This is a genomic window from Bacillus sp. GW821-FHT01G09 (genome assembly GCF_059422205.1).
Genome location: NZ_JBWKWL010000002.1, coordinates 459,859 through 478,222, shown reverse-complemented (window position 1 = coordinate 478,222; position 18,364 = coordinate 459,859). Strand labels below are relative to the sequence as shown.

Below are 18,364 nucleotides of genomic sequence, written 5' to 3'. Positions count from 1 at the left end.
TCACCTTCTAAAAAAATCTTGAAATGATAGTCCATCATCATATATGGTTAAATGAAAAAAGTAAAGAAAAATTTGGGGTGTTAAAAAGATGAAATGGACGATATCTTGTCTTCAATTTGATATTTCATACGGAAAACCTTCGGAAAATATAAAAAAGGCTGAATTTTTCATCGGAATAGAAAGCAAACATGCTGATGTTCTTGTTCTGCCTGAATTATGGACGACCGGATATGATCTGGCCAATCTTGATGAACTCGCTGACGAAGACGGCCGCTCCGCTCAGAGCTGGCTGAAGAAAACGGCAAAAAAACATGGTGTTCATATTGTCGCCGGATCGGTCGCTGTCAGGAAGAATTCTGATGTTTATAATACAATGTACATCGCGGATAAGGAAGGGCAAATCATTAAAGAGTACAGAAAAGCCCATCTTTTTCAGCTGATGGATGAGCATCTGTATTTATCAGCCGGTTCCGAAGACGGATACTTTGAGCTTGACGGCGTCAAAAGCTCAGGATTGATCTGTTACGATATCCGTTTTCCGGAATGGATCAGAAAACATACGACAAAAGGCGCCAACGTGCTGTTTATTTCTGCGGAATGGCCTCTTCCCCGCCTTGATCATTGGAAAAGCCTGCTTATTGCGCGGGCCATTGAAAACCAATGCTTTGTCGCAGCCTGCAATTGTACCGGTTCAAATCCGGATAATGAATTTGCAGGACATAGCCTGATTATTGATCCATGGGGGCGTGTACTTGCTGAAGGCAGCCGGGAAGAAGGCATAGTCCGAGCGGAAATCGACCTTCAAGAAAGCGCAGAAGTTCGGGAGAGCATTCCTGTTTTCGATGATATCAGAAAAGATTTATATTAAAAAATATATTGACAACTAACTAAATTACCTGTTACCATGTTCATCAACTGATAAATTAGAATTGTCAAACAAGTGAATATATTCTCTTATCGAGAGTTGGGCGAGGGATTTGGCCTTTTGACCCCAACAGCAACCGACCGTAATTCCATTGTGAAATGGGGCGCATCTTTTTCGCGCCGAGACGCTGGTCTCTTAAGGCACGGTGCTAATTCCATTCAGATCTGATCTGAGAGATAAGAGAGGCGGACATAGATGTTAAGCCTCCTTCTCTCTGAGAAGGAGGCTTTTTTACGGCCACATATTAAGTGATTACATAATTGGAGGTTATGATGATGGGAGTCACAAAAACACCTTTATACGAAACATTAAATGAAAGCTCCGCTGTGGCGTTGGCGGTGAAGCTTGGCCTATTTCCAAGCAAAAGCACGCTGACATGCCAAGAGATCGGAGACGGCAACTTAAATTACGTTTTTCATATTTATGATCAAGAACATGACAGAGCATTGATCATTAAACAGGCGGTTCCGTATGCAAAAGTGGTGGGAGAAAGCTGGCCGCTGACAATCGACCGTGCAAGAATCGAAAGCAGCGCTCTCATCCGTCAGAGCGAGCATGTGCCTCACCTGGTTCCAAGAGTTTTTTATTCTGATACGGAAATGGCGGTTACCGTCATGGAGGATCTCTCTCACCTCAAGATCGCAAGAAAAGGACTCATTGAGGGTGAAAACTATCCTCATCTGTCGCAGCACATCGGTGAATTTTTAGGAAAAACACTTTTCTACTCATCAGATTACGCGCTTGAACCTAAGGTGAAAAAACAGCTTGTTAAACAGTTTACAAATCCAGAGCTATGCGACATTACGGAAAGACTTGTTTTTACAGATCCTTTCTTCGACCATGACACAAATGATTTTGAAGAAGAGCTTCGTCCTTTTGTCGAAAAGCTTTGGAATAATGACAGCGTTAAAATCGAAGCCGCTAAGCTGAAAAAGTCATTTTTAACGTCTGCAGAAACGTTGATTCATGGTGATTTGCATACAGGAAGCATTTTCGCAAGTGAGCACGAAACAAAGGTGATTGATCCTGAGTTTGCTTTTTACGGACCGATCGGCTTTGATGTAGGGCAATTTATCGCCAACTTATTTTTGAACGCACTCAGCCGTGACGGGGCTGACAGAGAGCCGTTATATGAACATGTCAACCAGGTCTGGGAAACGTTTGAAGAGACGTTTAGTGAAGCCTGGCAGAAGGACAGTCTGGATGTTTACGCCAACATCGACGGTTACCTCACTGATACGCTCAGCCATATTTTTGAAGAAGCAATCGGATTTGCGGGCTGTGAGCTGATACGACGCACGATCGGCCTTGCCCATGTAGCTGACCTGGATACGATCGTGCCGTTTGATAAACGAATCGGCAGAAAACGCCTGGCGCTCGAAACCGGCACAGCCTTTATCGAAAAACGTTCGGAATTCAAAACGATAACAGATGTTATTGAATTATTTAAGTTACTTGTAAAGGAATGATCCATTCATGACCCATTCATTTGCTGTTCCACGTTCTGTTGAATGGAAAGAAACAGCTATTACCATTTTAAATCAGCAAAAGCTTCCTGATGAGACGGAATATTTGGAGCTGACGACGAAAGAGGATGTATTTGATGCGATTGTCACGCTCAAAGTAAGGGGCGCTCCGGCGATCGGCATTACGGCTGCCTTTGGACTGGCGCTTGCTGCCAAAAACATTGAAACAGATAATGTCACGGAATTCCGCCGCAGACTGGAAGACATCAAACAATATTTAAACAGCTCACGGCCTACCGCCATTAATTTGTCATGGGCGCTTGAGAGACTGAGTCATTCGGTCGAAAACGCGATTTCCGTAAATGAAGCAAAAACAAACCTTGTCCATGAAGCCATTCAGATTCAGGTCGAGGATGAGGAAACGTGCCGGTTGATCGGCCAAAACGCCCTGCAGCTTTTCAAAAAAGGCGACAGGATCATGACAATCTGCAATGCCGGCTCAATCGCGACAAGCCGCTATGGAACGGCGCTAGCTCCGTTTTACTTGGCCAAACAAAAAGATTTGGGATTACACATTTATGCCTGTGAAACAAGGCCTGTCCTGCAAGGTTCACGCCTTACTGCTTGGGAGCTGATGCAGGGGGGCATTGATGTCACTCTGATCACAGACAGCATGGCTGCCCATACGATGAAGGAAAAACAAATTTCCGCTGTTATCGTCGGAGCCGACCGAATTGCAAAGAACGGTGATACGGCAAATAAAATCGGCACATACGGTCTTGCTATTTTAGCAAACGCCTTTGATATTCCGTTTTTTGTCGCCGCACCTTTATCTACATTTGATACAAAGGTCAAATGCGGCGCTGATATCCCGATAGAGGAACGGGATCCCGAGGAAGTCAGGCAGATTTCCGGAGTTCGGACCGCTCCATCCAATGTGCCTGTCTTTAATCCCGCTTTCGACATTACACCTCATGATCTCATTTCAGGAATCATCACAGAAAAAGGGATTATGACCGGAAACTATGAAGAAGAGATTGAACAGCTGTTTAGAGGAGAAAAGGTGCATTAAAAAACCGCTGGACTTTGCTCATTTGGAGCCGAGTCAGCGGTTTTTTTGTTTCTTTTTGTTAACATTGATGATTTCATCTTTTTGAGCGCTTGATAAGATATGCAGTTTCACAAACAGTTCGGCAAAAACGGCAAGTTTCTCAGAGCGGCTCGGCTTCAATTGCTTTGTCCTCCTTTTTCATCAGACCAACTTTTTTAACTTAATAAAATGATATGTCGGCCGTGAAAAAAGGGAACGTGCCATATGTTTTATTTTTCTTTATAGGAGATTCGCTCGATGTTTAGCAAAAATGCTTTGATCTCCGTTTTGGTTCCGGCGTATCCTGTTAACGCACTGTTTTTGCCGATCACTCTGTGGCACGGGACAAAAATCGGCAGGTCGTTACGTTTATTAGCCTGTCCGACAGCGCGCACCGCTTTCGGACTGCCGACCGCAGCGGCAATATCCGCATAGCTTCGGGATTCGCCATATGGAATCCTCTCCAGCGCCTGCCACACTTTTTGCTGAAAAGGAGTGCCCTTTTGGCTGAGCGGCAGGGAGAATGTCTTCCTTTCGCCTGCGAAATATTCTTGAAGCTGTTGTTTCGCTTCTGCAAGATTAGGTGTTTCCTTGTGCTCAGTATTCTGAACCGTTTCTTTCCAATCCACCCAATCTTCCTGACTGAGAAATAGACGAGTGATCCGGTCCTCCTCTTCGGCAATGATAAGTTCACCGAGCGGCGTTTCGGCTGTCGTATAGTAGTTCATTCATCATTCCTTCTTTCTTCAGCATTCTGTCTGACAGGAAGCGTAATATGGAAAACGGTGCCCTTCCCTTCTTCACTTTCTACCATAATCTCGCCTTGATGTTCTTCAATAATTTTATAGCTTACCATAAGCCCAAGTCCAGTTCCCCGTTCCTTTGTCGTATAAAATGGTTCACCAAGGCGCTTTAATTTATCTTCTGTCATTCCGATTCCCTCGTCTTTTAAGGAGATAAGAACATGATCTTGATCCAATGCCCTTATCGTTACAAAAATATTTCCGCCGTCAGGCATCACTTCGATGGCGTTTTTTAATATATTGATAAAAACCTGTTTCAGCTGATTCGGTTCACAGTAAATCGGGGGAATGTCGTCAATTAAATCAAGTTGCATTTGTACATTGCTGAGATTGGCTTGCGCATTTAGAAGGTCTATCGTGTCCCTCATAATTTGGGTAACATGTTTTTCCTCATACATAATGGCCTGGGGCTTAGCTAAAATCAAGAATTCGGTGATGATGGATTCGATGCGCTTTAGTTCTGAGGTGATCACGTTGAAGTAAAGGGCGTAGTCTCCCTCGACACTCCCTTTCAGAAGCTGAATGAAGCCTTTAAGAGCAGTCATCGGATTTCTGATTTCATGAGCAATGCCGGCTGCAAGTTCGCCGACAACATGAAGGGTATCTGATTTGCGCAGGCGTTCCTCCAATTCTTTTCGCTCTGTTACGTCTTTAAAGATAGCCAAGTTCATATTTTGAATAATATTCCGTTTAAATGAGAATTCGAGTTTTCTGTTATCACCGCTGCTCAGCAAAAATGGAATTTCGTTGTCCATTTCATCAAAATTAATCTGCCTTGCCGGTGATGCCAGATTTTCTATTTCATAAGCAGAAATAATGTCTAACAGGCTGTGCTGTTTTATCTCTTCATGTGACAGGCCCAAAATATGGCTTGCTAATGGGTTGGCGTCGATGATCCTGTATTGATTGTCGAACAATACATTGCCGTCCATTGAGCCGTTGAACACTTTTCTGAATTTCAGCTCGCTTTCCCGAAGCTCCTTTTCCATCCGCTTTCTATCGCTTACATTTCTTAAGATCGTCAAATGCTGATTTTCAAGGATTGTCCGTTTTGAAGTAAATTCAAGCTCTTTGAATTGCCCGTTCCCCATTTGAAACAGCAGCTCTTCTCTGATCTCTCCGTATTTTGCGTATTTCCTTTTCGTTATGCTGTATTTCTGCTGCGAGTCAACGAGAAAATCACACAGCTTTCTTTTCAACAGCAAATTCATCGGCAGCTCAAAAATTTTACAGGCTGATTGATTCGCTTTTACGATTCTTCCGTCATTCGACCAGATGATGATGGCGTCCATTGCATTTTCAAAGATTTCTCTGAAGCGCTCCTCACTTTTAAAGAGCTGCAGCTCCATAGACCGCTTCTCTGTGATATCCCTCATAATGGACATATAAAAACCGCTGATGATGTTTGATGTAATCGTGAATTCAAATAGTTTTTGAACTCCTGAACGAAGCTTGACAGGCAGCTCCCCCTTCGCTTTTCCCTTGCGGTTGAGCGCCTTCCAGATATTGTCGAAATCTTTTCGTGAGCCGCTGTCTATGAACTCATACAAAGATAAATGAGACAGCTCATTATGATTGATTTCAAAGCTTTTACAAAAGGACAAATTGGCATCAATAAAACCGCCATCTTTATCAAACAGGACGATTCCGTCAACTGCTCTGTCAAACAAGTCCTTAAAAAGCTGTTCATTCATAGAGAATTCCCGCTCCAGAATCTTCTTAGAAGATATGTCCCTCATGACAACAAAAAAGAAATCCTCACCAATGCCTCTTTTGGCCAGAAACTCTATGTATTTTGTTGCCCCGCAATCAAGCCTGATCGGAACCTCCTTCCACAGAAAGCCTTTTTTAAAAAACTTCTTTACGGAAAGATTCAGTTCATCCTTTGGGATGGAAAACAAAAAATCCAAAACAGAACGCTTTTTCAAATCTTCCGAGTCAACTTGAAGCATCCTTTCTGTTGCTTCATTTGCCTGAACAATCCGCATTTCGTTATCACAAATAAAAATAGCATCGAGCGTATTGTTGACAATCACTTGATGCTGATTCAATTCCTTTTTCAGTCGCGCGTTTTCTTCTTTGAGGCGATTCAGTTCCTCTCGCAGCTCCGAGTTTGTCTGGACACCAAGAGTTTCCATGCATGTACACTCCTTCTTCAAAACCTATCCCTCAATATTTCTACAAAATGCGGGAACTTCCTTCATTTGCCCTATAAATTTCAGAAAATTTCAGCGCCATTACATTACGAAGACATTTTCTACGATCCTTACCGTCACTTTACATCGACCTAACAATCAGCATTTTTTTAGATTCCTTTTTCATCTTTTATTTTAAAATATGTACCAGCAGGGAATAATCTCTTAGTGACTGATGAAAGAGAAGGTGATGCTATGAGTAAATCGCGGGACAGTTATTTCGATAACGCAAAATTTTTATTGATATTCCTTGTTGTATTCGGTCATATCCTTCGTTCCTTTATTAATGATAATCATTTTATGCTCTACCTCTACAAGTTCATTTACACATTCCATATGCCTGCATTTATTCTTGTATCCGGTTATTTCGCGAAAGGCTTTAAACGGGCGGGATATGTAAAAAAGCTGGCGGTCAAGCTGATTATTCCGTATTTGATTTTCCAAATCATTTATTCCGTCTTTTATTACATTATGCAAGATGAAAGCATGGCAAATGTGAACCCGATTGATCCGCAATGGTCGTTATGGTTTCTTGTAAGCTTATTCTTTTGGAACCTGCTCCTATATCCTTTTTCAAAGCTTTCAAAGCAGTGGGCGCTGTTTGTCAGCTGCGGAATCGCCGTGCTGATCGGTTATCTGGACTTTGTCAGCAGCACGCTGAGCTTGTCACGGACATTCGTATTCTTACCGATGTTCCTTGTCGGTTTTTATTTAAATAAACATCATTTTGATTTATTGAGATCAAAACGCGGCAAACAAATTGCGCTCGGAGTGCTTGCCGCAGTATTCGTCATCTGCTGGGGCATCGATTTTGACTATTCTTTTCTGTTTGGTTCAAAACCGTATTCTTCATTTGGAGACGTTACCCTTGTAAGCGGACTATCCCGAATCGGCTGGTATGTACTCGCCTTTGGGGCAACCTTCAGCTTTTTAGCGCTTGTTCCGCAAAAACGGTATTTCTTTACCAGATGGGGAACCCGGACATTTTACGTGTATCTGCTTCACGGGTTTATTATTAAAACATTACGGCAGGTCGGGCTTGAGGATTGGCTTACTGACTATCAAAGCTTAGTGATCCTCTTGCTTTTAACAGCAGCCCTGACATCAGTCCTCTCCAGCAACTTTGTTAAGACAGTCGCTCAGCCCTTCATTGAGCTGAGGATGACCAGCTTATTGCAATTTGTCAGAGGAACGGGCAAAAATGCTTATTTAAAATAGAAAAGCACCTCTTAAGCGGACGCCGCCTAAGAGGTCTTTTTTATTGTTGTTTTTTATTTTTGTTTTTTTCTTTTTTCTTTTCAGGCTTAGTGACTTCCAGCGTTTCGATGATCTTTCCGGCATTGTAATCCCCAAGTTCACTTGAGAATTCTTCCTCCAGCACCTTTTTATTCATAGGCTTTTTATGATTTTGCATGTCTCTGCTATGACGGTTTTTCTTCACAATTACATGCCTCCCTGCTGGCCCTGTTTGGAATTGCGGTTTGCCCCTCTAAAATTAGGGTCGTCATGATATTGTGTCTTATATGAATTGGGGTCCATGCTCTCGGTAGGTGTATTGTTATTTTTAATGGCTTCATTCACTTCAGCTTTACGCTTCATACGAATCCTCCTCGCCAGTTTTCAGACATTTTACTCACTTCAAGATGCAGGAGCGTTAATTGCACCTGTCGAAGTTAGTTTCTCCAACTGAACAGGAGGCACACATCTTTTTTTTGGCAATCAAAAAACACCGCAAAATATGCGGTGTTTTGCCTATCCGATAATCACTCTTTCCTTTGGATAGTGATAATTCGCTTCAATTTCCTTTCTTCCGATCAGATACAGGAAGGTCAGGATGCCGATTCGCCCGATAAACATGACAACCATAATGACGCATTTTCCAACACTGCTCAAATCTGCCGTAATTCCAAGCGACAGGCCTGTTGTACCGAATGCCGAGCACACTTCAAACAAAAGCTCCAGCAGGGAATGCTTTTCTGTAATGGTCAGAATGAGTGTCGCGCCAAAAACGAGCAGGATCGCCATCATCGTGACAACAAGCGACTTCATCAAGTCAGCAGGGTGTAGCTCCCGTTTGAATACCTTTACGGCCTTATTGCCGCGGGCAAAATGAAACAGCGCAAGAAGGTTCAAAGCAAAAGTCGTTGTCCGTATGCCGCCCCCGACTGAGCTTGGCGACGCTCCGATAAACATCAGCGCACAAATAAAAAAGAGTGTGGAATCTGATAATTGGCTGATATCGATTGTTGCCAGTCCCCCGCTTCGGGTTGCCGTTGATTGAAACAAGGACAAAAACAAAATATCATGCCATGATTTTCCTGCGAACGCATGGTTTGCTTCCAGAGCAAAGATGCCAATGGCTCCAAACAAGACAAGTGAGCCGAACGTAATCGTCGTGATCTTTGTAAAAAGCGTAAATGGATAACGCCGATGCTTTGAAAACAGGAAATCCTTTACTTCAACAAGCACAGGAAATCCAATCGCTCCAAATATAATTAAAAGCATTGTAATAAACTGCACAAAGTAATCGTGGCGAAATGGAATCATCGAATTACCGGTAATATCAAATCCGCCGTTTGTCGTTGCACTGATACTGGCAAAAAATCCGTGTAAATAAGCTTCCTGATAGGAGTCATAGTAGGTTAAGAAATATGTGCCGAGTATCAGCCCGCCAAAAAATTCAATCCACAAGATCAGAAACAGTACCTGCTTCATCAGATTGACAATTCCTGAAAACTGGGATTGGTTTTGATCAACCATAATCAGCTTCCGTTCTTTCAGCCCGATTCGTTTTCCCATGATCAGCCAAATGAACGTTCCGAGCGTCATAATTCCGATTCCGCCAAATTGCAGAACAAATGCTAATATAAAAATCCCTATTGTGCTGAATGTATCAGCTGTATCAACAACCGTCAGCCCCGTTACACTGACTGAACTGACAGCTGTAAAAAGCGCATCAATAAACGTCCAATCCGCCCCCGGTTTATGGGCCGCCGGCAAACTCAGCAATATAACGGCCACAGTAACAGCAAGAAAATAATATAATGCGATCAACTGGGCCGGTGACAAGGCCTGTATCAATTTTCCAAACTTTAATCTCATGTAAAATCCTTCTGCCTCTCTTTTTAAGTACGGTAATTATTCTAAAGATATTAGGTCCATTTTTAAAGGCTTTTACGAAACATTTTCTTAACTTGCTTATTTTTTTATGATTTTAGTCAATGGATAAAATAAAAAACCTCTGAGAATTCTCTCAGAGGAACAATGTGTTTGTATTATTTAGCTTCCAGCCGTCTGATTCGCTCATCTAAATCAGGGTGAGTAGAGAAAAGCGAAGAGCGCTTCTTGCCATTAATCTTTAACGTTTGGACAGCTGTCTGATCGTCTTCCATAATCCGGGAAGAATAGCTTTTAAGCGTCCGCAGCGCATGAATCATCTTGTCCTTGCCGGCAAGATCCGCTCCTCCCCTGTCAGCATGGAATTCACGATGGCGTGAATACGCAAACACAACCAGGCTGCCAAGTATCGAAAAGACAATCTGAAAAATAATCATTGCAATAAAATGAACGATCGGCGCTAGATCTTCTTTGACAAAACGGCTTGCAATCCAAGCGGCGATACGCGATAAAAAGACGACAAAGGTATTAACGATACCTTGTAAAAGCGTCATTGTTACCATATCACCATTTGTGATATGCGCGACCTCGTGGGCAAGCACACCTTCAACCGCTGCGTCATCCATCTGCTCCAGCAGCCCTGACGATACTGCGACAAGTGAACGGCGTTTTGACGGTCCAGTCGCAAACGCGTTTACTTCAGGTGAACGGTAAATCCCGACTTCCGGCATTTTCGTTAAACCGGCAGAGCGGCTTAATCTGTGAACACGATCAACCAATTGCTGTTCCTCATAGCTGAGCGAGTGTTTTTTCGGATTCAGCACTCTGACGCCCATCATCGTCTTTGCCATCCATCTGGACATCGCAAGAGACGTAAAGGAACCGACAAATCCAACGACTAAACTGAACACAAGAAGCGCCATTGGATCGATACCGCCATCAGCTGTAAAGTACGTCCCGACTCCTGTAACAGAGCTTAAAACAGACAAAACGATTCCGATTGTTGTAAGCACCAAAATATTCGTTAGAATAAACAGAAAAATTCTTTTCGCCATAACAACCTCCGTTATTTTAAGTTCAAAAGAACCCGTATATTTAAATTATAAAACATCCATTTGAAAATGCAAGGAATTCGACGTATGATGTTAATGTAATTTGCTGACGCTTGAATTTTGAACTTATACATAGACCTATATCCGCGTCAAATTGTTTAAAGAGGTGAACAATGAACATTTTTAAACTCTCTCGAACCGATATGGTGCGGCTGCTCTATTCCCTAAAAGGACAAGGAGAACATAGCCCGCTCGACATTCTCGTCCAATCAGCGAACATGTCAGCAGAAAAAGCAGCCAATCACCTAGAAATTCCTGAATTTCTTACAAGATACGAACGAAAAAAACAGAAAAAAGAATACGGTCTGTCTACAAATGAAATCGTAGAGCTTGGCAACTTATGCGAGCTGACTTCGTTAAAGTCAACCGCGATTCAAAACTGGGTAAAGCGTGATATCAAAGATCTGATCGGACACCCTGAGCTAGGCAAAAAATACTCAATTGAACAGGCAGTTATTCTTTTAATTGTACGTGATTTAAAATCCATTTATGACTTTGAACACATACGGGCTATTTTAAAAGTGGCCTTTAACACAATCTCAGACAGATCTGATGATGTCATCAGCCCGATTGCTTATTATGAAAGCTGCGCATATGTGCTTGATGCCATCCATCACCAAGATACTCCTTCCATGAAAGAATCAAATCTGCAGGAGATCGCCGAACAGGAGACAGAGCGTCTCCGTCACCGTTTTGAAGAACTGAATGACAGCCAATGGCTTAAAATCAGACAGATTATCGCCATTACAGTCCTCTCCATTTTGACATTCCATATTCAGGCAACCGCACATAAAATGACAGCAGACATTCTATAGTCTGCGCCACCCCGGCTCAGAGGCCGGGGTTTTATTTTTCTCCACAACAATTGCCAGCATAAATAAACCCCGTATATTTCAAACTAAATACGCGTTAAGAATTTCTTTATCGAAAAAGGAGATGAAAAAGATGGCGAGCAGAAATAAACTCGTTGTTCCAGGGGTGGAGCAGGCACTAGACCAATTTAAACTCGAAGTGGCTCAAGAATTCGGTGTGAACCTTGGTTCTGATACAGTCGCACGCGCTAACGGCTCTGTAGGCGGAGAAATGACAAAGCGGCTGGTACAGCAAGCACAATCACAATTAAATGGCACAACTAAATAAATTCAGGTCTTTATTCGCCGGGGGCACTCGGCGAATCTTCATTTTGAGCTGAATTATTATCACTGCTGTAGCCGTTTGGATTACGTCGGTCTGAAGCGTTATCCCTTCTCGACGAAGAACGGTTCTTGCCTTGTTCACCATTGTTCCAGTCCCTGTGATATTGGCTTTGGCCCTTGTCAGCGCCGTTATTTTCATTTCCTTTATCTTGAGGATCTTGTATTGGGGTTTGCTCATGGTCCCCATCTTTTTCGGTATTTGTGTTTTCATCTGATTCCTTTATTTTTTTATCTTTGTCACTATCACCAATCTGGTCATCCGCTTTATCTTCTTTCTGGTCTCCGGAATCCGCATCATTCAGCTGTTCATTATCTCCTTGCTTGCTGTCCTGGGTGTCAGTTTGATCGGTGTTTTCATCCTCATTTTCATCACTCTTTTGATCCTCTTCTCCGGATGGTTTGCTGGAGTCATCTTTTAAATCTTTATTGTCATTCTTTTCATTTGATTTGATGTAGCTGCCTGTTGAGACGCCTTCTTTCTTCGCTTTTTCCCTCGTTTGCATATCTGACTCGAGAGATTCCATGCGGTATGTCGTTTTATATTTTTCAGTCACATCATTCAGCTGTTTTTTCACAGCCTTTTTATATGTATTGTCTTCTGTGTTTTCATAAACAGTGGAAATCAATATTTCTTTCGATTTCTTTACATACCCGTGTTCACTGCAGTCGGTTATAATATCGTCAATCACCTTTTTAAAATCAGTCTTCTCCCAATCATCTATATCATTCACGACTTTCTGTCCCTCATCGTTTAGAGGTGTCAGTTCAATCACTTCATAATCGCTGTTTAACGCCATTTCGACGCTTGGATTGATATCGATTGTCATATACGCATAGGCCTTATTATTAGAAAAAACGGGGAGAACTATAAAAATAAAAAGCATAATAGCAGTCATCGTAAAAATCCCCATTTTGAAAGGGCGCAGTTTAAAAAAATCAAAAAAGCTGGCCCTTCTGCCCATGCGTGTTTCACTCGGAAGCATGATTTCTTCACCGATTTCATAGCTGTGTCGATCATTTTTGGCTTTTAAAAATTGTCCGTCAGGGGTCAGCAACGTGACGAATTTTTTATTTTTCTCTACTATAATCCCTCTTCTCATGAGTGCAGCACCCCTTTAAGATAATCTTTTAAATAAATATAATCACCCGTAATGATAATACACATCGCAATAATATATTTTCTGTTTCTCTCAATCGTTTTTCGGCTTACAGAGACAAGCTGTTCAAGCTGTTTGACCGGAAGCTGCTTCTTTGTATACAGGATAGCGGCCAATTCTTCATGTTCAACAAGCGTCATTGCCACCTTTATGGCGTTTTGCCTTGCATCCGTGTGCTTTGGAGAATTTTCAAGCAGTTCTTTAAACGATAAACCATAATCCTTGAGCTGCTTTTGAAAATAGAGGATTTCCTCCCGCCTCTGCTCCTGTTCAATCTGACGGCGGTATTCATCAATGGAAAGCTCGGCTTCAATCAGGCTTTGTGATGACTCCTGATCGTCTCCTTCCTGTAAATCAATATTTATATTTTGTGCGCTTCTGGCTTCTTTTCTAATGTAATCAATGACTTTTCTTTTTATAATAAGCTCAGCAAATGCGAGCAGAGAATTTCCTTTTTCAGGTGAATATTTTTCTATAGCTTCATTAAACGCGATCAGTCCAATACTGAACTCATCGTCTTTTTCATCTATATATCGTTTACAAACGGATGAAACCGTCTTTGCGATAAATGGCTTATATTGCTGTATTAATTCATTTTGCAGATCTTTATTGCCTTTTTGTATACTCTCAACAGCTTTTTCAAGTGTTTGCTTCTTTTTTCCCAATTTAAACAAAAGGCTAAGCACTGGTTTCACCTCAGTTCCTCCCTATAACTACTCATTAATGATAGCTAATTTGATAGGGATTCGCAAAGGAGAAAAAGAAATATTGATTTCCAATGTCTCAATTATGACAAACCATTCTGACGTCCTATACATGATTTCGTGCCTTTCTAAAGAATTAAGGGGGTTTTATGCGTGTTTTTTGTAACAAAGATGTTATAAAAATGTTATTTTATTTCGCTTATGAAAACGCTTCAAACACAAAAAGACTCTGCTTTTAAGCAGAGTCTTTCAGATTACGCCCGTTCACGGGTGCTGTTTTTTTGTTCGTTTTGTGCGCCCTCCGGCTGTTTTTTCCCACCTGACATAAACCAGCCGCAAACCGCGATTGCTGCTAAGACACCCCAGAATATCAGCTTCCATGTTCCAGAATGAATAAAGTGCTCAGAAACAACCGCTATGTCGCGATGGGCAAGCGTATATAAAGCAAGCTTCACTCCGACCCAGCCGACAATCACAAAGGCTGCTGTTTCTAGGCTTGGACGTTCCTTTAATAACTTCACAAACATGGAAGCCGCAAACCGCATGATCACCAGTCCGATGATACCGCCGGCCAAAATGACGAGAAATTGTCCTCCGTCAAGTCCGCCGATCTTCGGGAGTGATGTCCCAGGAAGTGTAACCGCCAGCGCTACTGCTGCTAAGATGGAATCAACAGCAAACGCGATATCTGCCAGTTCAACTTTTAAAACAGTCGGCCAAAAACCGCTTTGCTTCGTCTCTTTATGTGTATCTTCTTTCTTAAATACATATCTTTTCAATAAGTGGCTTGCTGAGATATACAGCAAATAGATCGCGCCAATCGCTTGAACCTGCCATACGTTGACCAAAAATGAAATGGCGAATAAAGAGCCAAATCGCAGAACAAAAGCCCCTGCCAATCCATAAAATAACGCTTTTTTTCTTTTTTCCTCCGGCAAATGTTTTACCATTACCGCCATAACCAGCGCGTTATCGGCGGCTAAAATCCCTTCCAGCCCGATCAAGACGAGAAGAACCCAACCATACTCTAATAATAATGCTGCATCCATAAATGATACCCTCCCAAAAAAGTTGTTTTCTTTCTCTTCATCCGATCTTATGCCGGCCGGACCATGCAAAAAAGACCTTTGCCGACATAAGGCAAAGGTCTTGCTAGACATGAATTCAGGCATGCCAACAAAGCCGATGGATACAATCCATGAAATGACGACTTTGTTTCCGGAGTACATTCCGGACGCTACTCCCCTTTGGGATTTCAAGAAATATGATTTTATACGTCAATGATATGCGCAGCGCAATGATTTGTCAACGTTTATTTTTTAAAAATACAGATAATTGTTCGGAATGCGTGCGTTTCTTCCTCTTTTTCATCAGTAAGTAGAGCAGGAACAGCGCCAAAATCGCTATCCCGATCGGAAGCATATATTGATCAAGAATAGAGCCGACTTCCTTCCAATTTTCACCGAGCTTCACACCGAGATAAACATATACAAATGTAATCGGAAGCATAGCAATGAATGTATAAAGCGAAAACACCCAAACATTCATTTTTGCAATTCCGCACGGTATGGAAATCAATGTCCTGATGCCAGGCAAGAAACGGCCGCTGAACGCGACAAAGCCCCCATGTTTTTTGAAAAAATTATCTGACTTATCAAGCGCTTCAGGTTTAATAAAGAGATACTTCCCAAAACGTTCAAGAAACGGCCTTCCTCCGTACCGGCCTATCCAATACAGCGTAAGCGGACCGGCCACTCCTCCAAGCGATCCTGCCAAAACAACGCCGGCAAGTGTCATATCGCCTTTAGATACCCAATAGCCCGCAAGCGGCAAGACGACTTCGGCTGGAATAAACTCAATGCTGAGCGCTAGAAATATTCCAAAATAAGATAAGCTTTTAAATGCTTCTATCCATGACATAACCAACTCTTCGATAGCCACCAACTCCCTTGTCTCATGTTTATGTATCATACATTTTTGTTTTTTCGGAAAACGTCAAGATGATTTTAACACATTTTTCACGGTCATTTGAACTAAAAATAGATCTCCCTCGTATTTCTATCGTTTTGAAGGCTGAAACTCTGCGGTTAAGCAGCCGATAATAAAGAGAGTCAACAAGACTGGAACACACGATACGGGGGGAATCTCCATTTGGAAATACACGTTACATATAATACGACGCTCATATGTTTATCTATTCTAATTGCCTGTACCGCCTCGTATATTTCCCTTGAACTTTCAAGGAAAGTCACCATCAATACAGGCTTAAAAAGTAAAATTTGGCTGATCGGCGGCTCACTTATTATGGGATTCGGTATTTGGTCAATGCATTTTGTAGGGATGATGGCCGTCCATATGGAAATGCCGATGGAATATGAATTCATGCCTTTAATGGCAGCCATTGGCGCATCTGTTTCGGGATCATTTGTGTCATTATATTTTGTCAGCCGGCACATTCTTACATATTACAGACTGCTTACCGGATCAGTTGTACTTGGCGCATCTATTGCTTCTATGCACTATATCGGAATGTCTGCCATTTCCCGGGTAATGATTATTTACGAACCGATTTTATTTACAGTTTCAATTATCATTGCGATCGCAGCCTCTTTCGTCTCGTTAAAAATATTCTTTGACTTGGCCGTGAAAAAACATTCTGAGCATCTTATATTCTATAAAGTCATCAGTTCAATTGTAATGGGTATTGGGATTTCGGGCATGCACTACACAGGGATGCTTGCGGCAACTTTCCATAAGAACATGGCTCCGCCCGGAAGCCATATGGAGGTGCAAACGTTTCATTGGTCAATTTTTGTTACTTTAATTATTTTTTGTATCCAAACGTTATTGTTATTCAGTTCCCATGCAGATCGAAAGTTTATTAAACAGAGCGAACGCATAAAGGATAACGAACAGCGATTTCAGTCTTTAATCGTCCACAATATTGATGCAATCTTTATTTTATCATTAGAAGGAGACATAATATCTTCCAATCACGCTGGTGAGGAAATGATCAGCAAATTTGGCTTCAGCATGCATGACTGGAGGAATTATACATCACAGAAGATTAAGCGCCTTTTTGAGCAAGTTAAAAAAGATAAACAAGCGATGAACAGCGATAGCGATCTTATCACTGAAAAAGGCCAGTTCCACTTAAATATTACGCTTATACCTGTTGAGGTCAATCAGGAACTAGACAGCATTTATGTCATTTGCAAAGACATGACGAAGCAGTACAAAGCAGAAAAAGAAATCCATAGAATGGCTCATTATGATTCACTTACAGACTTACCTAACAGAAGGCATGCCATCTCTCATCTAACAAAGGTGCTGAATCGCGAGCATTCCTTGCATTATAACACCGTTGTATTCTTTCTCGACTTAAACCGGTTTAAAGTGATTAACGATGCATTAGGGCATAATGTCGGTGATCAACTGCTTCAGTTTGCAGCTAAACGCCTGTCATCTGTAGTCCCTGATAACGGATTTATCGCCCGTCTTGGCGGTGATGAATTTATTATTATATTAACAGATGCCAATACAGGAACAGGCGAAGCAGATATTTTAGCAAGAAAAATTATCCAAAAATTCAAAAAACCTTTCAAAATTCAAGATCACACCCTTGTCACATCTGTCAGTATCGGGATTGCGATATCTCCAAAAGACGGGACGGATGGACTTGAATTGATGAAAAAGGCTGATATGGCGATGTATGCGGCTAAAGAACGAAACAAAAGCAAATACAGATACTATTCTTTTTCAATCGGCAACAAAGAAACCGTCAAGCTTAACCAAGAGATGGTACTCAGAGAAGCAATCGAAAACGATAGATTTGTGTTGCATTATCAGCCGCAATTCAGTGTAAAAAAACAAAAAATGACAGGAGCAGAAGCACTGATACGCCTTGTGACACCAGACGGGCAGCTGCGTCCGCCCGGAGAATTCATTGGTGTTGCAGAAGAAACGGGACTTATTATTGATATCGGAAAGTGGATTATAGATGAAGCATGCAAGCAGGCAAGGATTTGGCATGACAAAGGCTATGATCTTTCTGTCGCCATTAATATTTCCGCCAGACAGTTCCAATCCAAAGATCTGATTCCCCTCATCAAGGATACGCTTAATAAATACCAGCTTCCCCCGCAGCTTCTTGAAGTGGAGGTGACGGAAAGCATGACAATGGACAATCTCGATCACTCCAAAAAGGTTTTATCATCCCTAACAGAATTAGGAATCAGAATCAGTATTGACGATTTCGGTACTGGTCACAGCTCTCTTAGCTATTTGAAGGACTTCCCGATTCACAGGCTGAAGATTGACAAATCATTTATTGACGATATTCAGACCCATCCTAAATCAGAGCAAATTACCGGAGCTATTATTGCCATGGGGCATCAGCTGTCTTTGCAGGTGATTGCCGAAGGTGTGGAAAATGCAGCTCAAAAGCAGCTTCTTTTTGAAAAAGGCTGCGACCATTTGCAGGGCTTCTTTTTCAGCAGGCCAATACCTCCGGAACAATTCGAACAATTCATTATTGAACAGCCGTCGCAATAACTGCGCCGGCTTTTTTTCACCCATAAGTTACTACACATGAATCGT

The 18,364-nt window shown here is 42.0% G+C and carries 18 protein-coding genes and 1 riboswitch; of the genes, 7 read left to right on the top strand and 11 right to left on the bottom strand.

Going from position 1 to position 18,364, the window contains the following annotated elements:
* Positions 1 to 88: 88 nt before the first annotated feature.
* The 3 genes from AC07VD_RS07940 to mtnA all read left to right on the top strand — a co-directional run bounded on the left by AC07VD_RS07940 (position 89) and on the right by mtnA (position 3,463).
* A complete protein-coding gene (locus AC07VD_RS07940; RefSeq protein ID WP_349612056.1) occupies positions 89 to 868 on the top strand; it encodes a carbon-nitrogen family hydrolase in 780 nt (259 codons plus the stop codon).
* Between the two features lie 83 nt (positions 869 to 951).
* A riboswitch (SAM riboswitch) is annotated at positions 952 to 1,108 on the top strand.
* Positions 1,109 to 1,200: 92 nt separating this feature from the next.
* Positions 1,201 to 2,394 carry an S-methyl-5-thioribose kinase gene (gene mtnK, locus AC07VD_RS07935; protein WP_494721678.1) on the top strand — a complete coding sequence of 398 codons (1,194 nt, stop codon included), beginning with the start codon at positions 1,201 to 1,203 and terminating at the stop codon, positions 2,392 to 2,394.
* A gap of 7 nt (positions 2,395 to 2,401) precedes the next feature.
* Positions 2,402 to 3,463, top strand: a complete 1,062-nt coding sequence (mtnA, locus tag AC07VD_RS07930) for an S-methyl-5-thioribose-1-phosphate isomerase (RefSeq protein WP_021479417.1) — start codon at positions 2,402 to 2,404, stop codon at positions 3,461 to 3,463.
* A gap of 33 nt (positions 3,464 to 3,496) precedes the next feature.
* Here the strand turns inward: mtnA and AC07VD_RS07925 are convergent, their stop codons facing one another.
* The 3 genes from AC07VD_RS07925 to kinE all read right to left on the bottom strand — a co-directional run bounded on the left by AC07VD_RS07925 (position 3,497) and on the right by kinE (position 6,422).
* Complete coding sequence (locus AC07VD_RS07925) at positions 3,497 to 3,622, bottom strand: hypothetical protein (protein ID WP_003232500.1); 126 nt, start codon at positions 3,620 to 3,622, stop codon at positions 3,497 to 3,499.
* Between the two features lie 89 nt (positions 3,623 to 3,711).
* On the bottom strand, positions 3,712 to 4,209 hold the full coding sequence (gene ogt / locus AC07VD_RS07920) for a methylated-DNA--protein-cysteine methyltransferase (protein WP_029946306.1): 498 nt from the start codon (positions 4,207 to 4,209) through the stop codon (positions 3,712 to 3,714).
* Positions 4,206 to 6,422 carry a sporulation two-component system sensor histidine kinase KinE gene (gene kinE / locus AC07VD_RS07915; RefSeq protein ID WP_029946305.1) on the bottom strand — a complete coding sequence of 739 codons (2,217 nt, stop codon included), beginning with the start codon at positions 6,420 to 6,422 and terminating at the stop codon, positions 4,206 to 4,208. The genes ogt and kinE overlap by 4 nt, the downstream gene beginning before the upstream one ends.
* A gap of 252 nt (positions 6,423 to 6,674) precedes the next feature.
* Here kinE and AC07VD_RS07910 point away from each other — a divergent pair, with 252 nt between their 5' ends.
* Positions 6,675 to 7,697, top strand: coding sequence for an acyltransferase family protein (locus AC07VD_RS07910; RefSeq protein ID WP_015252222.1), 1,023 nt, complete (start codon positions 6,675 to 6,677; stop codon positions 7,695 to 7,697).
* 40 nt (positions 7,698 to 7,737) lie between these two features.
* On the opposite strand, the gene ykzE is transcribed toward AC07VD_RS07910, so the two are convergent.
* From ykzE to htpX, 4 genes are all read right to left on the bottom strand, one after another.
* Positions 7,738 to 7,920: a protein YkzE gene (gene ykzE, locus AC07VD_RS07905; RefSeq protein WP_015252223.1), complete on the bottom strand. Its 183-nt coding sequence runs from the start codon at positions 7,918 to 7,920 to the stop codon at positions 7,738 to 7,740.
* A 2-nt stretch (positions 7,921 to 7,922) separates the two neighbouring features.
* A complete protein-coding gene (ykzP, locus tag AC07VD_RS07900) occupies positions 7,923 to 8,078 on the bottom strand; it encodes a protein YkzP (protein WP_003232510.1) in 156 nt (51 codons plus the stop codon).
* Between the two features lie 153 nt (positions 8,079 to 8,231).
* The gene (ktrD, locus tag AC07VD_RS07895; protein WP_024572814.1) at positions 8,232 to 9,581 is read right to left on the bottom strand and encodes a Ktr system potassium transporter KtrD; all 1,350 of its coding nucleotides are present in this window, start codon (positions 9,579 to 9,581) and stop codon (positions 8,232 to 8,234) included.
* 173 nt (positions 9,582 to 9,754) lie between these two features.
* Positions 9,755 to 10,651 (bottom strand): protease HtpX, encoded by an 897-nt coding sequence (gene htpX, locus AC07VD_RS07890; protein ID WP_003232513.1) that lies wholly within the window; start codon positions 10,649 to 10,651, stop codon positions 9,755 to 9,757.
* Between the two features lie 170 nt (positions 10,652 to 10,821).
* Between htpX and htpK the strand changes: the two genes are divergently transcribed.
* Together htpK and sspD are read left to right on the top strand one after the other, a co-directional pair.
* Complete coding sequence (gene htpK, locus AC07VD_RS07885) at positions 10,822 to 11,523, top strand: transcriptional regulator HtpK (RefSeq protein WP_003245220.1); 702 nt, start codon at positions 10,822 to 10,824, stop codon at positions 11,521 to 11,523.
* Positions 11,524 to 11,653: 130 nt separating this feature from the next.
* Positions 11,654 to 11,848, top strand: a complete 195-nt coding sequence (sspD, locus tag AC07VD_RS07880) for an acid-soluble spore protein SspD (RefSeq protein ID WP_003218568.1) — start codon at positions 11,654 to 11,656, stop codon at positions 11,846 to 11,848.
* Positions 11,849 to 11,858: 10 nt separating this feature from the next.
* Here sspD and rsgI read toward each other — a convergent pair whose 3' ends face one another.
* From rsgI to AC07VD_RS07860, 4 genes are all read right to left on the bottom strand, one after another.
* Positions 11,859 to 13,004 carry an anti-sigma-I factor RsgI gene (gene rsgI / locus AC07VD_RS07875; protein WP_134155294.1) on the bottom strand — a complete coding sequence of 382 codons (1,146 nt, stop codon included), beginning with the start codon at positions 13,002 to 13,004 and terminating at the stop codon, positions 11,859 to 11,861.
* Positions 13,001 to 13,756, bottom strand: a complete 756-nt coding sequence (gene sigI, locus AC07VD_RS07870) for an RNA polymerase sigma factor SigI (RefSeq protein ID WP_003245855.1) — start codon at positions 13,754 to 13,756, stop codon at positions 13,001 to 13,003. Before sigI ends, rsgI begins: the two co-directional genes overlap by 4 nt.
* A 263-nt stretch (positions 13,757 to 14,019) precedes the next feature.
* The gene (locus AC07VD_RS07865) at positions 14,020 to 14,814 is read right to left on the bottom strand and encodes a TerC family protein (RefSeq protein WP_003245669.1); all 795 of its coding nucleotides are present in this window, start codon (positions 14,812 to 14,814) and stop codon (positions 14,020 to 14,022) included.
* A gap of 256 nt (positions 14,815 to 15,070) precedes the next feature.
* Positions 15,071 to 15,736, bottom strand: coding sequence for a DedA family protein (locus AC07VD_RS07860; RefSeq protein WP_024572507.1), 666 nt, complete (start codon positions 15,734 to 15,736; stop codon positions 15,071 to 15,073).
* A 180-nt stretch (positions 15,737 to 15,916) separates the two neighbouring features.
* Here AC07VD_RS07860 and AC07VD_RS07855 point away from each other — a divergent pair, with 180 nt between their 5' ends.
* Positions 15,917 to 18,319, top strand: coding sequence for an EAL domain-containing protein (locus AC07VD_RS07855; protein WP_024572506.1), 2,403 nt, complete (start codon positions 15,917 to 15,919; stop codon positions 18,317 to 18,319).
* Positions 18,320 to 18,364: the final 45 nt, after the last annotated feature.